We start from the raw sequence: 14,839 nt of genomic DNA, 5'->3' as shown, positions 1-14,839 counted from the left end.
TGCCGCTGCCCTGCGCAGTGGCGTAAACTACGCCGCCTCAGGTGGAGGCAACATGCAAGACGACGATTTTTCCCTCTTTCGTAGCGAAGTGCGCGGCGTCAAGCCGATCACCCACGACCGCGCCGAAGTCGGCAAGCCCAAGGCCGACCGCCAGCAGTTGGCCGGTTTGCGCCAGAAGGCGACGGTTCGCAGCGACCAGACACTGGTGATCGACGGCCTGTCCGATCAGTTCGTCATCGACGTGGGCGCCGAAGACGAGCTGCTCTGGCGCCGCGACGGCGTGCAGGAAGCCCAGCTGCGCAAGCTCAAGCTCGGCCAGATCGCCTTCGAGGGCAGCCTCGACCTGCACGGCATGAGTGTGGAAAAGGCCCGCGAAACCCTCTGGGACTTCATCGCCGAAGCCACCAAGCTGGAAGTGCGCTGCGTGCGGGTCACCCACGGCAAGGCCGCGCGCCTGGACGGCAAGCGGCCGATGATCAAGAGCCACGTCAACACCTGGCTGCGTCAGCATGCGCAGGTGCTCGGCTTCGTTTCCTGCCAGCCGCGCCACGGCGGTACGGGCGCGGTGTATGTGATGCTCAAACGCACCATGCTCGAAGGCCGCGACGAGTAACATCGCGCTTGCAGCGCTGCGTCCTCCGACTTACCCTTCATTTTTGCGAAAATTCCCACAGGTAGATCCATGTCCCTGGAACAGAACTACACCGAGATCCTTGGCCAGATCGGCGAGGACATCTCCCGCGAGGGCCTGCGCGACACGCCCAAGCGGGCAGCCAAGGCCATGAAGTACCTTTGCCGCGGTTACGAGCAGACCCTCGAAGAAGTCACCAACAACGCCCTGTTCAGTTCTGATAACAGCGAAATGGTGGTGGTGCGCGACATCGAGCTGTATTCGATGTGCGAGCACCACATGCTGCCCTTCATCGGCAAGGCCCACGTCGCCTACCTGCCCAAGGGCAAGGTCCTTGGCCTGTCGAAGGTCGCGCGGATCGTCGACATGTTCGCCCGCCGCCTGCAGATTCAGGAAAACCTCAGCCGGCAGATCGCCGAAGCCATCGAACAGGTGACCGGCGCCGCGGGCGTGGCCGTGGTCATCGAGGCCAAGCACATGTGCATGATGATGCGCGGTGTCGAGAAGCAGAACTCCAGCATGATCACCTCGGTGATGCTCGGCGAATTCCGCGCCAACGCCGCCACCCGCACCGAATTCCTCAGCCTGATCAAGTGATCGCCCGCTGAGCGCGAGCCGGCCTTTGGGTCGGCTTTTTCGTTTATCTGCTTTCAGGAGTGCTCCATGATCGTCAAAGCCCTGCGCGTCGGTCTCGGCCAGCTTATCGTCTTCGGCGACTGGATCAGCCGCCCGGCCAAGCGCAAACGCGACCCTGCCGCCCAGGCGCAGGTGGAGGAACAGGCGCGCGACCTGGCGCTGTACCAGTTCCATGCCTGCCCGTTCTGCGTCAAGACCCGCCGTGCCCTGCACCGCCTCAACGTACCGGTGGCCCTGCGCGACGCCAAGCACGACCCGCAGCACCGCCAGGCCCTGCTCGAAGGCGGCGGCCGCATCAAGGTGCCGTGCCTGCGTATCGAAGAAGGCAACGAAGTGCGCTGGATGTACGAGTCCAACGACATCATCGCCTACCTCGAACGGCGCTTCGGCAACGTCTGAGTCTACGGCTGCTGCGCCGTTGCTGCGGTGGCCCAGGGGCCACTGCCGCAGCGTGATTGGCACCGGCATCGCCTGCGGTTAGAACGGCGACTGCGGTCAACTGCACAGCTGCCGAGCGATGCTTGCCCTCGCACACCGAGCGCGGCCACTTTCCCACTGCCCCCACCCTTGACCGACGACTGTACGGCCCAACCCGCACGCGGCTGTATGGCAAAGCCTGTGCGCCCAGCCGGTAGGCTGAAAACACTGCTTACATCCGCTCAGGGAACGATCCATGTCGCTCGCCAAACCCGTTCGCCCGCATCTGCTGGCAGACTCCTCACCGTCCGCCGTGGTCGCCGGCTTCATCGCCATGCTCACCGGCTACACCAGCTCATTGGTGCTGATGTTCCAGGCCGGGCAAGCGGCCGGCCTGACCAGCGCGCAGATTTCCTCGTGGATCTGGGCGCTGTCGATCGGCATTGCGGTGTGCAGCATCGGCCTATCGCTGCGTTATCGCACGCCCGTGACCATCGCCTGGTCGACACCGGGCGCGGCACTGCTGATCACCAGCCTGGGCGGGGTTAGCTACAACGAGGCCGTCGGCGCCTACATCACCAGCGCGGTGCTGGTGCTGGTCTGCGGGCTCACAGGCAGCTTCGAGCGCTTGGTGCGACGCATCCCCGCCTCGCTGGCCTCGGCGCTGCTGGCCGGCATTCTGTTTCGCATCGGCAGTGAAATCTTCGTCGCCGCCCAGCACCAGACGCTCTTGGTGGTGGGCATGTTCTTCAGTTACCTGCTGGTCAAGCGCGTCTCGCCGCGTTACTGCGTACTGGTGGCGCTGCTGGTCGGCACGGCCCTGGCCGGCGGTCTGGGCCTGCTGGACTTCAGCGGTTTCCACCTGCAAGTGGCGACACCGGTGTGGACCACCCCAAGCTTCTCCCTGGCCGCCACCATCAGCATCGGTATCCCACTGTTCGTGGTAGTGATGACCTCGCAGAACATGCCTGGCATGGCCGTGCTGCGCGCCGACGGCTACGACGTGCCGGCCTCGCCGCTGATCACCGCTACGGGCGTGGCGTCGTTGCTGGTGGCGCCTTTCGGCGGCCATGGCCTGAACCTGGCGGCCCTGAGCGCGGCGATCTGCACCGGCCCGCAAGCCCATGAGGATTCGACCAAGCGCTACAGCGCCGCAGTCTGGTGCGGGGCGTTCTACGGCGTGGCCGGCATCTTCGGCGCTACCCTGGCGGCGCTGTTCGCCGCCCTGCCCAAGGAGCTGGTGCTGTCGATCGCCGCCCTGGCCCTGCTCGGCTCGATCATGAACGGCCTGCACATCGCCATGGCCGAGTCGCGCGAGCGCGAGGCGGCGCTGGTCACCTTCATGGTCACCGCCTCGGGCTTCACCCTGCTGTCGGTCGGCTCGGCCTTCTGGGGGATCGTCGCCGGTCTTCTGACCTTGCTGATCCTCAAACCCCGCACGGCCTGACAGCGCCCGCAGGGCCTCAGACGTTGTCGACCGGCGGCGGTGAGGTACCGAACAGTGTGTTGAGCAGTGCGGCGTTGTCCGAAGTCATCAGGTGCGCGGCCTCGACCGTGGGCAGGGGTGCCAGGTGAGGGTCGGGTTGGTCCGTCCGCTCGGCACTCGCTTGCAGCGGATCGCCGGTGTGCAGCGGGATTGGCGCAGCGCTAGCAGAGGGGTGCAGGTAATGCTCCAGCGAATCGGTGTCCACGCCCTCACCTTGCAGGAGCTGCGACAGATCCAGCGGGTCCGTGCTGGCGAGGGCGTCGTCAGAAGGCGCCCGCTCTGATTCGACGGGGTGCCAGACCGGGGTGTCGACGCTGGCAATGCCGTTCGCGTGGCCCTCCGAGCCCAGCGTGTCATGGATGCTGATGAACAAACCGCTGTCTTCGTCGAAATCGATCAGCGCATCTGCGCGCTGAGCGGCGTTCGGGTCGGCGTGTGCGCCGGAGGAATCGGCCGTTGCGCTGGTGCCGGCCGGCTGGGCGTTGGTCGCATACACCCCATTGCTTTCTGGCAACCCCTCGGCACCGAGGGTGCTAACTATAGGCTCCCCTGTGGCAGGGTGCGTGGTCGCGGAAATGCTCTCGGCACCTTGAGCAGCGCCGTTCGCCTCGGCCGATTGCGGGTGGGCGACTGCTGCGGCATGTGCGGCCCCCGCCGTGACGACAAGGGCGGCGGCCGTGTGCGCATCGACCGGGCTTGCAAGCGGCTGCGAGGCTTGATCGGCCAGCGTCGGATGGTCGAGCACCAGGCTCAGCCGATAATCCTGCGGTACATGGCCCGCGCCGCTGTCGGCTGTGCTAGAAACCAACAAGCTGTACATGCCATCGTGCGCTGCCACGAACTGGCCATGCTCGTCGAGGGTGTGGATTTGGCCAGTGGGGTCTTGCCAGGCCAGCGAGACCTCGGCGCTGGTCGTGTCCTGCTTCAAGCTCAGTCGTTCGCCTTGGTGCAAATCCACGGTGAAATGCTGCGGGTCGGCCTGTTCGTGCGCCTGAGCAGCGCCAAGCAGGCCCGCCACCACCAAGACGGCGGTCAGGTTGCCAGGGGTGCTGATGAAATCGCCGCGCGCGATGGGCCTAGCGAATTCGGTGCGATCAAGGAACAGGGGCGCGGCCTGAGCGTAGGCGATGCTGCACAGGGGTGGCGCGTTGTCTTTTACGTCGAGCGTGACGGTGGCGGTGCTTTCGTCGCCGTCGGCGTCGCGGATGGTGTAGACGAAGACGTCACGCCCACCTGCGCTGCCCACGCTGTTGGGGTTGGCGTGGTAGGTGGCGTTGCCGTCGGCGGCGATGATGAGGAAGCCATATTGGCCCTGTACCTGCGTGCCGACTTGGCCCAGGGCCGAGGTACTGGTGTCGTGGCCAGCCCTGACGCCTACCACATACTGCCCATCGGCACGCACATCAGCGCCGATGATGTCATTGAGCAGAATATTGCCGCTGACCGTACCGCCTTCACGCACTTGGGCCGAATCGCAATGGGCGATGGGCACATCGTCGACGATGCGCACCACGATGCTGCCGGTCACGTTGTTGCCATTGGCGTCGGTGGCTTGATAGGTGAAGGTTTCGGTCTGGGTGTCTGCGCCGTTGTTGGGGCTGCCAGGTGTTTTCGGCGCGGAGGTCAGGGTGTAGGTGTACGTGCCGTCGGGCTGAATGTGGATTTGACCGTGCTGGCCGATGGCACTACCGATCAAGCTATAGCTGAGCTGCCCAACACCACCGGAGACTGCGCCGACTAGGGAACCAGTATCGGTTTCGCCACGGGAACCGGGATTGCTGCCGATTACGGTACCGGGGGCCAGGTCGTTGCCGTCCTTGTTCAAATCCAAGGCTTTTTCGTAGACCTTGATTTCCCAATCTGGACAGGCGACTAAGCCGCTATCCCTGACATCAAGCGTGACGGTGGCGGTGCTTTCGTCACCATCGGCGTCGCGGATGGTATAGACGAACACGTCACGCCCGCCTGCGCTGCCAACGCTGTTGGAGTTGGCGTGGTAGGTGGCGTTGCCGTCGGCGGCGATGGTGAGATAGCCGTACTGGCCCTGTACCTGCGCGCCGACTTGGCCAGAAGCCGAGGTACTGGTGTCGTTGCCAGCCCTGACGCCCACCACATAGTGCCCATCGGCACGCACATCAGCGCCGATGATGTCATTGAGCAGAACATTGCCGCTGACGGTGCCGCCTTCGCGCACCTGGGCCGAATCGCAATGGGCGGTGGGCACATCGTCGACGATGCGCACCACGATGCTGCCGGTCACGTTGTTGCCGTTGGCGTCGGTGGCTTGATAGGTGAAGGTTTCGGTCTGGGTGTCTGCGCCGTTGTTGGGGCTGCCAGGTGTTTTCGGCGCGGAGGTCAGGGTGTAGGTGTAAGTGCCATCCGGTTGGATCTGGATCTGGCCGTATTGACCCACAGCGCTGCCAATCAGGCTGTAGGTAAGCGAGCCTACCCCGTTCGAAACTGCGCCGACCAAGGAGCCCGTATCGGTTTCGCCACGGGAACCGGGGTTGCTGCCGATTACGGTGCCGGGGGCCAGGTCGTTGCCGTCCTTGTTCAGGTCCAAGGCTTTTTCGTAGACCTTGATGTCCCAGTCCGGACAGGCGATCAGACCGCTATCCCGGATATCCAAGGTCACAGTCGTCGTACTTTCGTCACCATCGGCATCGCGGATGGTGTAGACGAACACGTCACGGCCGCCTGCGCTGCCCACGCTGTTGGGGTTGGCGTGGTAGGTGGCGTTGCCATCTGCGGCGAGGGTGAGGTAGCCGTACTGGCCCTGTACCTGTGTGCCGACTTGGCCCAGGGCCGAGGTACTGGTGTCGTTGCCGGCCCTGACGCCCACCACATACTGCCCATCGGCACGCACATCAGCGCCGATGATGTCATTGAGCAGAACATTGCCGCTGACCGTACCGCCTTCACGCACCTGGGCCGAATCGCAATGGGCGGTAGGCACGTCGTCGACGATGCGCACGACGATGCTGCCGGTCACGTTGTTGCCATTGGCGTCGGTGGCTTGATAGGTGAAGGTCTCGGTCTGGGTGTCTGCGCCGTTGTTGGGGCTGCCTGGGGTTTTCGGCGCGGAGGTCAGGGTGTAGGTGTACGTGCCGTCGGGCTGGATCTGGATCTGGCCGTACTGCCCAACAGCACTGCCGACCAGGCTGTAGGTAAGCGCGCCTACCCCGCCCGAAACTGCGCCGACTAACGAGCCAGTATCGGTTTCGCCACGGGAACCTGGGTTGCTGCCGATTACGGTACCGGGGGCCAGATCGTTGCCGTCCTTGTTCAGGTCCAAGGCTTTTTCGTAGACCTTGATGTCCCAGTCCGGACAGGCGATCAGACCGCTATCCCGGATATCCAAGGTCACAGTCGTCGTACTTTCGTCACCATCGGCATCGCGGATGGTGTAGACGAACACGTCACGGCCGCCTGCGCTGCCAACGCTGTTGGGGTTGGCATGGTAGGTCGCGTTGCCGTCGGCGGCGATGATGAGGAAGCCATATTGGCCCTGTACCTGAACACCTACCTGGCCCGAAGCTGAAGTACTGGTGTCGTTGCCAGCCCTGACGCCCACCACGTACTGACCATCGGTACGCACGTCGGCGCCAACGATGTCATTGAGCAACACATTACCGCTAACCGTTCCCCCTTCACGCACCTGAGCAGAATCAGAAGTCGCCAGGGGCACGTCGTCGACGATGTTCACGTCGAGGCTGCCGGTCGCTGTGCTGCCGTCGGTATCCTGGGCGATGACGCTGAATTGCTCTTGCAGGTCATTGGCGCCGTTCCCCGTTGGATGTGTCGCATTGTCCTGCAAGGTGTAGCGGTAGCTGACCACACCGGTGTCGGCATCGTAGCCAGTGATCGTCAGGCGATTGCCCAGTCCAGTGAGCATCGTTTGCGGGAAACCGGCTGCCACGCCATCGCTCACTACGTCGATGCCACCCACTTTCAGCGTTTTCAACCCATCCGGTGCGGTGACCCGGAACGTGCCCGTCTGGGTCAGCGCGGCCGGATCTGGGCTGCTGCCGTCGGCAAGATAGCGCTCGAACAGCGTCAGTTCCCCGCCCTGCACGTCCAGGCCTTGCAGTTGCACGGGGTTGTCAGGGCGTAGCACGTTCAAGGTGAGGGTCGCGTTGCTGGTGTCGCCATCGGCGTCGCGCAGGGTGTAGGTGAACACCTCGGCCCCTCGCCCTGCGCCCGGCAGTTGCTTGAAGGCCGGGGCGTTGGGATCGAGGGTGTAGGTGTAGCTGCCGTCGCCGGCCAGAACCAAGGTGCCGTAGGTGCCCTGGAAGGTACCGCCGACGATGGGCTGGCCGTCGCTGACCCGGTCCGCGCCTTGCACGTCGTTGTCGAGTACGTTGCCCGTCAGCTGCGCGGCTGCGGGGGTGGCCAGGCCGGTATCGAGGTCGTCGACCGCTGTCGGCACGTCGTCGCGGATGATCACGTCCAGGCTGCCGCTGGCCGTGTCGCCATCGACATCGCTGGCGCGCACCAGAAACTGTTCGCTGAGCGCATTGCGTCCACTACCGTCTGGGTGCTGCTCCGCGCCGTTGAGGGTGTAGCTGTAGCTGACTTGGCCCGTCTGCGCGTCATAGCCGGTAACGGTCAAGGTGTTGCCCAACGCGGTCACGAACGACTGGCCGACGCCTGTCACGACGCCTGCGGCAATGACCACCAGGCCGCCGACACTGAGGTCGTACACGCCGTCCGGCGCGACCACGGTGAAGCTGCCGCGTTGGGTCAGTGCCGTAGCGTCACTGGCTGACCCTTGCGGCAGATTGGCTTCGTCGAGCAGCAGTTCCGCTGGCTGAATCTCCAGACCGCGCAGGCTCACCGGCTGATCGGTAGGCGGCTGGGGAGGCGGCTCCGGCTCCGGGCCAGGTGGTGTTTCGGGACCGGGCGGTGTTTCAGGATCCGGAGGCGTTTCGGGCCCGGGGCCAGGAGGCGCTCCAGGATCGGGAGGTGTTTCAGGAGTGGGGCCGGGCGGCGTTCCTGGGCCAGGCGGCGTCACGGTACCCGGGCTGTCGGGGGGCGACAGCGGTGGGCCATCCCGGTAGCGACCGCCGTTGTCGCGGCCACCTAGCTCACGTCCGCCGGGCTCTGGCGGATAGGCGAACCCCGTCGTGGGGAAGCCCACCTCAGGGTCCACGCGATCGCCGACCTCGGTCAGCAGCACGAAACTATGACCGCCGCCCAGCGATTGTGGCGCGCCGGCCGCAGGTGCCTCCGCTTCCTGGCTGGGGTCAGCCCCTGCGGCGATGGCCCGCTGGATCCGCACGACGTCGGCCAACGCCGCCTCGCTCGGTAGCACGTCCGGGCTGACGATGTCGGGCACCGCGTCATCCAGCAACCGGGCGGTCAACAGCAGGCTGCTGTCACGGCCGAGCGTCAACTGCGCGCCGTTGTCCAGGCGTACCGCTACCGCCCCTTCGACCCCAGTTTCCAACTGATCGCCGACGTACAGACGATCGCCTTCGATCAAGAGGCGCCGCGCGCCGTCGATACCTAGCGCAAACACTTCTCCGATGACCCGGCTGACCACACCGATCAATTTCGCCATGGCACACTGCTCCCTTGCTGTGGTTGATTCGCATCAAGGGTTGCCAGGTACTTCGGGAGCAGCCTGGCTAATGCCTGACTACCGCTGCGATGGCCGGGACGAAAGCACGCCCGGCGGCAGGTTCAACGAGTACGGAAAAATAATGCGCGAGTGACAATATTCTGTCGCCCCAATTCCGTACTCGCCGTCCTCCCCTGTATCCTCAGCTGCAAATTTACGGAAAATTTAATTGACGCCGGAAAACCGTGTTTTACAGAGACTTGGCGTTCAGACTGAAAGAAACAATGTCGTGAATTAACGTAATGGTGTAAGTTTTTTTTGGAACAATAGTTATGCCAAAATCTTCTTATTTCCGGCGTCGTATGTTCTTAGCTGTGATGTTACAAACATGAAACGGTTACACTCATTTTTTGCGCCATTTTTCTGGCGAATATCGGACAATTCGAGATTTAGGGAGAAGTACCCCATGCGCGTTTTAGCCCCGCTCACCGCTGCCATTTTGCTCGCCACCACAGGCGCGTCGGTGCAAGCCATGTCGCTCACCGAGGCAGTGCAGAGTGCGGTCGACAAACATCCGGAAGTCAGCGAATACCGTAATAGTCGCTCGTCGGCCGACGAAGACGTGAAGTTCGCACGCGGCGGTTACTTCCCCACAGTGGATTTGGTGGCGGGATATGGGCGCCAACGATCCGACAATAACAATACCCGCGGTTTCAACGCCGACGGTTCGCGCAACCACAACAAAGAGACCCTGAACTACACCCAGTCCGAGCTGCGCCTGCGGCAAATGCTGTTCGACGGTTTCAACACTGCCAATGAAGTGGGCCGCACCCAAGCCGTGGCCAATTCCAGGGCCTACTATACTCAGGCCACCGCAGAAACCGTTGCCCTGCGCGCCATCGAGGTCTACCTCGAAGTGCTCAAGCGACGCGAATTGGTGACCCTGGCCAAGAACAACCTGCAAGCGCACCTGCGCGTCAACGACCAGATCGGCCTGCGCAGCGAGCGCGGCATCGGTAGCACCGCCGACCTCGATCAATCCCACGCACGTCGTGCCCTCGCCGAAAACAACCTGGACACCGCCGAGGTCGACCTGGCGGATGCCGAAGTCAACTTCTTCAGCATCATCGGCGTGCAGCCCGACGAACTGGAAGCGCCGACTGCCGTAAAACCCATCGTGCCTGAAACCCTCGACGAAGCCCGTCAAGGCATGCTGGAAAACAACCCATACCTGAAGTCGGCGCAAGCGGACGTCGAGTCGGCCGAGAAACAATACGAAGTGGCCAAGTCGCCGTTCTATCCGCGCCTGGACGCGGTGTTGGCCACCGGCGCCAACAACAACCAGGGCGGCGAACGCGGCCACAGCAACAACGATTGGCAGGCTGGGGTCGAACTGACCTACAACCTGTTCCGCGGGGGTAGCGACAAGGCGCGCTTGCAGTCCGATTCCTACAAGATCAACCAGGCCATGGACATCCGCAACAACGCCCTGCGCGAAATCAACGAGAACCTGGGCCTGTCGTGGAACGCCATGAACAACGCCCGCAAGCAGATCCCAAGCGCCCTGGAATACGCCGAAACCACCCAACGCGTACGTGCGGCCTACCAGGACCAGTTCGGCCTGGGCCAACGTACCCTGCTCGATGTGCTCGACAGTGAGAACGAGCTGTACAACGCCAATCGCCGCTACACCGAAGTGCGCTACACCGAGGAATATTCGATGTACCGGATTCTGGCGAACATGGGCGAATTGTTGAGCAAACAGCGGATCGTGCTGCCCCCGGAAGCCATCGCCAAGACCGAAGTGCGCAACCAGGCGCGTCTGCCTGACATGCACTGATCACCTTCGCCTGCCAGCCTTGCAAAGTCGCCCCGCGCTCGTGAAGCAGCGTGGCGACAGAAGCCGGGCCAGAGCGGTTGCATGAAAGATGTTTAATCGCGTGTTTATTTACTTAGGCTGCTATCGGACTCTATAACTGGGGTGTGCGACACAATGTCGCAATCCACCCACAGGGGAGTATGACGATGACAGTTCAAGTAACCGAACGCGACGAATCGAAAATGTCCCACGAAGGTCTGGCTGCCGGCGTGCGCATCTGGGATGTGCATCAGCAAGGGCAGCTGGTCGGCATGTTCCACGACGAACAGCAGGCCCAGCAGTACCGTAACGAATTGGCCGAGCAGGAGCGTCAGCGCGACGCAACGCATTGACCCTGGACACGCGCGACTGAACGTAATAGGGGGTAGACCGGAACACCGGTCTACCCCCTATTACGTGTTGGCCTGGCAACCCAGAGCTAGCAGCGCCTCACCACATCAGGTCGTCGGGAATCTTGTACGCCGCGTACGGATCGTCCGCTTCGTCGGCTTCTTCGACATGGGTGTTGAGCAGCAGGATACGGTGCGGATCGCGCTCCTGGATCTTCACCGCTGCTTCGCGCGGAATCACCTCGTAACCCCCGCCATGGGACACCACGGCCAGCGAGCCATTGCTCAGTTTGCTGCGCATCAGCGCGTTGACCGCAATGCGCTTGACCTTCTTGTCGTCGACGAAGTTGTAATAATCCTCGGTGGTCAGCTTGGGCAGGCGGGTCGCCTCGATCAGTTGCTTGACCTGGGCCGCGCGCGCCTTGGCTTCGGCCTTTTCCTGCTGCGCGCGGTTGAGTTCCTGGTCGCGCTTGATCTTTTCCGCCTGAGCCTCTTTGGCCAGGCGTTGCTGGGTGTCGTCGGCTTCGGCCTGGCCTTTGTGGACCAGGCGTTTCTGTTTTTTCTCGGCCTTGTTGGTCTGGGAAACCTGTTTCTGGTTGACCAGACCGGCTTTGAGCAATTGGTCGCGAAGGGAAAGGCTCATGGGTGTCTACTCACTTATGCATCGACTCAGCCGCAGCTGGGCAGGTTCTTTTCCTGACGCTTGGCCTCGCCCCAGAGGGCGTCCAGTTCGTCGAGGGTGCGATCTTCGATCGGCAGGCCCTGCTCGCGCAATGCCTGCTCGATGAAACGGAAACGTCGTTCGAATTTACGGTTGGCGCGGCGCAGCGCCTGTTCGGGGTCGTGCTTGAGGTGGCGCGCCAGGTTGACCGTGGCGAACAGCAGGTCGCCCAGTTCATCTTCCAATGCGTCGGCGTCGCCGTCGGCCATGGCCTGCAACACTTCGTCGAGCTCTTCGCGGACCTTGTCCAGCACCGGCAAGGCAGCCGGCCAGTCGAAGCCGACAGTGGCCGCGCGCTTCTGCAACTTGGCCGCACGCGACAGGGCCGGCAGCGCGGCCGGCACGTCGTCGAGCAACGACAGCTGCTCAGGCGCGCTCTTCTGCGCGCGCTCCTCGGCCTTGATGGCCTCCCAGCGCGTCTTGACCTGCTCTTCGCTCAGGTGCGGGGTGTCCAGCGGCGCATACAGCTCGCCGGTGGGGAAGACATGGGGATGGCGGCGGATCAGCTTGCGGGTGATGGCATCGACCACGCCGTCGAACTCGAAACGGCCTTCTTCACGCGCCAGCTGGCTGTAATAGACCACCTGGAACAGCAGGTCACCGAGCTCGCCCTGCAAGTGCTCGAAGTCGCCGCGCTCGATGGTGTCGGCGACCTCGAAGGCTTCTTCCAGAGTGTGCTTGACGATGCTGGCGTAGTCCTGCTTCAGATCCCAAGGGCAGCCGTGCTGCGGGTCGCGCAGGCGGGCCATCAGGTGCAGAAGGTCGGGCAAGGTATAGGTCATTGGCGCTACTCCTTCACGGCAGCGTTGCCCGGCCACGCACAGGGCCGACCGGGCACGCGACCGCCTGGGCTCAGGGCGTGCGGTTACGCCGCGTCTCGATGATGTTGGGCAACTGCGAGATGCGCCCGAGCAGGCGCCCCAAGGCGTCCAGGCCGGGGATCTCGATGGTCAGCGACATCTGCGCGGTGTTGTCGTCCTTGTTCGAACGGGTGTTGACCGCCAGCACGTTGATCTTCTCGTTGAGCAGCACCTGCGACACGTCGCGCAGCAGGCCCGGCCGGTCGTAGGCACGCACCACGATGTCGACCGGATAGGTCTGCACCGGAATCGGCCCCCAACTGACCTGGATGATGCGCTCCGGCTCCTTGCCGCCCAGTTGCAGCACCGAGGCGCAGTCCTGGCGGTGGATGCTGACGCCGCGGCCCTGGGTGATGTAACCGACGATGGCGTCGCCCGGCAACGGCTGGCAGCAGCCGGCCATCTGCGTGAGCAGGTTGCCCACGCCCTGGATGCGCACGTCGCCGCGCTTGCTGGAGCGGCTGGTAGGTTTGCGGGTGATCAGCTCGACCTGCTCGCTGCGGTCCGGCTCGAGCAATTGCTGGGCCGCGTTGACCATCTGTGCCAGGCGCAAGTCGCCGGCGCCGAGCGCGGCGAACATGTCCTCGGCGGTTTTGACGTTGGCCTTTTCCGCCAGGCGTTCGAAGTCCACCTGGGGCAAGCCCAACCGGCTCAGTTCGCGTTCGATGAGGGTTTTGCCGGCCGCCACGTTCTGGTCGCGCGCTTGCAGCTTGAACCAATGGACGATCTTGGCCCGTGCCCGCGAAGTGTTGACGTAGCCCAGGTTGGAGTTCAGCCAGTCGCGGCTGGGGCTGCCGTGCTTGCTGGTGATGATCTCGACCTGCTCACCGGTTTGCAGCACGTAGTTGAGCGGCACGATGCGCCCGTTGATCTTGGCGCCGCGGCAGTTGTGGCCGATTTCGGTGTGTACGCGGTAGGCGAAGTCGAGCGGCGTCGCGCCCTTGGGCAGATCGATGGCGTGGCCGTCGGGGGTGAAGATGTAGACGCGGTCCGGCTCGATGTCGACGCGCAGCTGTTCGGCCAGGCCGCCGATGTCGCCGAGCTCTTCGTGCCACTCGAGCACCTGGCGCAGCCAGGAGATCTTCTCTTCGTAGTGGTTCGAGCCGCCTTTGACGTCGGTGCCCTTGTACTTCCAGTGCGCGCACACGCCCAGTTCGGCTTCCTCGTGCATGCCATGGGTGCGGATCTGCACTTCCAGCACCTTGCCCTCGGGGCCGATCACCGCAGTGTGCAACGAGCGGTAGCCGTTTTCCTTAGGGTTGGCGATGTAGTCGTCGAACTCCTTGGGAATGTGCCGCCACAGGGTATGCACGATGCCCAGCGCGGTGTAGCAGTCGCGGATTTCCGGGACCAGCACGCGCACGGCGCGCACGTCGTAGATCTGGCTGAATTCCAGGCCTTTGCGCTGCATCTTGCGCCAGATCGAATAGATATGTTTCGCCCGCCCACTGATGTCGGCGTTGACGCCGGTAGCCAACAGCTCGTTCTGCAACTGGCCCATGACGTCGCTGATGAAGCGCTCGCGGTCGAGCCGGCGTTCGTGCAACAACTTGGCGATCTGCTTGTATTGCTCGGGTTCGAGGTAGCGGAACGAAAGGTCTTCGAGTTCCCACTTGATGTGGCCGATACCCAGGCGGTGGGCCAACGGCGCATAGATGTCGGCCACTTCGCGGGCGACGCGCAGACGCTTGTCGTCGTCGGCGGCTTTGACCGCGCGGATCGCGCAGGTGCGCTCGGCCAGCTTGATCAGTGCCACGCGCACGTCGTCGACCATGGCCACGAGCATCTTGCGCAGGTTCTCGACCTGCGCCTGCGAGCCTAGCACCATCGAGTGGCGCGGGCTAAGGCTGGCGCTGATGGCGGCCATGCGCAGCACGCCGTCGATCAGCTTGGCCACCACCGGGCCGAAACGCTCGCCGACTTCGGCCAGGGTCACCTTGCCCTCGCGCACCGCGCGGTAGATGACCGCCGCGACCAGCGAATCCTGGTCGAGCTTGAGGTCGGCAAGGATTTCGGCGATTTCGAGCCCGGCTTGGAAACTCGAGGTGCCATCGGCCCAGGAATGCTTGGCTGGGTTGCCGTTCTTCTCGACGGTCTGGGCGAATTCGCAGGCCTGGGCCAGCTCATTGCGATCGAGCGCCGCATCGACGCTGGTTACATGATCCAGCCATCCTTCGAGATTGATAGTGCCGTCGGTGTTGACCGGCTGGTGCACTCTCACCTGTACCATCTGTGTTCTACCTTTCCATACAGCGCGCCGCACGGGCGCGCTGGCTATCACCTGCGCGCCGTCCATTCCCTGGACGACACGCCGAGG

General features: G+C 63.6%; 10 protein-coding genes. 6 read left to right on the top strand and 4 right to left on the bottom strand.

What is annotated here, in order from left to right; genetic code table 11:
• Nucleotides 1–52 precede the first annotated feature (52 nt).
• From B4M43_RS06275 to B4M43_RS06260, 4 genes are all read left to right on the top strand, one after another.
• Complete coding sequence (locus tag B4M43_RS06275) at nucleotides 53–613, top strand: Smr/MutS family protein (RefSeq protein WP_296265171.1); 561 nt, start codon at nucleotides 53–55, stop codon at nucleotides 611–613.
• 69 nt (nucleotides 614–682) lie between these two features.
• The gene (gene folE, locus B4M43_RS06270; RefSeq protein WP_296265169.1) at nucleotides 683–1,228 is read left to right on the top strand and encodes a GTP cyclohydrolase I FolE; all 546 of its coding nucleotides are present in this window, start codon (nucleotides 683–685) and stop codon (nucleotides 1,226–1,228) included.
• A gap of 66 nt (nucleotides 1,229–1,294) precedes the next feature.
• Nucleotides 1,295–1,666 (top strand): glutaredoxin family protein, encoded by a 372-nt coding sequence (locus B4M43_RS06265; protein ID WP_296265167.1) that lies wholly within the window; start codon nucleotides 1,295–1,297, stop codon nucleotides 1,664–1,666.
• 274 nt (nucleotides 1,667–1,940) lie between these two features.
• Nucleotides 1,941–3,131, top strand: a complete 1,191-nt coding sequence (locus B4M43_RS06260; protein ID WP_296265165.1) for a benzoate/H(+) symporter BenE family transporter — start codon at nucleotides 1,941–1,943, stop codon at nucleotides 3,129–3,131.
• Between the two features lie 16 nt (nucleotides 3,132–3,147).
• Here the strand turns inward: B4M43_RS06260 and B4M43_RS06255 are convergent, their stop codons facing one another.
• The gene (locus B4M43_RS06255) at nucleotides 3,148–8,733 is read right to left on the bottom strand and encodes a retention module-containing protein (protein WP_296265164.1); all 5,586 of its coding nucleotides are present in this window, start codon (nucleotides 8,731–8,733) and stop codon (nucleotides 3,148–3,150) included.
• 466 nt (nucleotides 8,734–9,199) lie between these two features.
• Between B4M43_RS06255 and B4M43_RS06250 the strand changes: the two genes are divergently transcribed.
• Both B4M43_RS06250 and B4M43_RS06245 read left to right on the top strand, forming a co-directional pair.
• Complete coding sequence (locus B4M43_RS06250) at nucleotides 9,200–10,573, top strand: TolC family outer membrane protein (RefSeq protein WP_296265162.1); 1,374 nt, start codon at nucleotides 9,200–9,202, stop codon at nucleotides 10,571–10,573.
• Between the two features lie 185 nt (nucleotides 10,574–10,758).
• Nucleotides 10,759–10,944 carry a hypothetical protein gene (locus B4M43_RS06245; protein WP_296265160.1) on the top strand — a complete coding sequence of 62 codons (186 nt, stop codon included), beginning with the start codon at nucleotides 10,759–10,761 and terminating at the stop codon, nucleotides 10,942–10,944.
• A gap of 97 nt (nucleotides 10,945–11,041) precedes the next feature.
• Here the strand turns inward: B4M43_RS06245 and B4M43_RS06240 are convergent, their stop codons facing one another.
• The 3 genes from B4M43_RS06240 to relA form a co-directional block, all read right to left on the bottom strand.
• On the bottom strand, nucleotides 11,042–11,584 hold the full coding sequence (locus B4M43_RS06240; RefSeq protein WP_296265159.1) for a DUF2058 domain-containing protein: 543 nt from the start codon (nucleotides 11,582–11,584) through the stop codon (nucleotides 11,042–11,044).
• Nucleotides 11,585–11,610: 26 nt separating this feature from the next.
• Complete coding sequence (gene mazG, locus B4M43_RS06235; protein ID WP_296265157.1) at nucleotides 11,611–12,444, bottom strand: nucleoside triphosphate pyrophosphohydrolase; 834 nt, start codon at nucleotides 12,442–12,444, stop codon at nucleotides 11,611–11,613.
• Between the two features lie 70 nt (nucleotides 12,445–12,514).
• Nucleotides 12,515–14,752 (bottom strand): GTP diphosphokinase, encoded by a 2,238-nt coding sequence (relA, locus tag B4M43_RS06230; RefSeq protein WP_296265154.1) that lies wholly within the window; start codon nucleotides 14,750–14,752, stop codon nucleotides 12,515–12,517.
• Nucleotides 14,753–14,839 lie beyond the last annotated feature (87 nt).

Origin of the sequence: Pseudomonas sp. UBA6562 (assembly GCF_002434265.1) — a bacterium.
GTDB lineage: Bacteria > Pseudomonadota > Gammaproteobacteria > Pseudomonadales > Pseudomonadaceae > Aquipseudomonas.
This window is presented reverse-complemented; position numbering and strand designations above follow the sequence as displayed.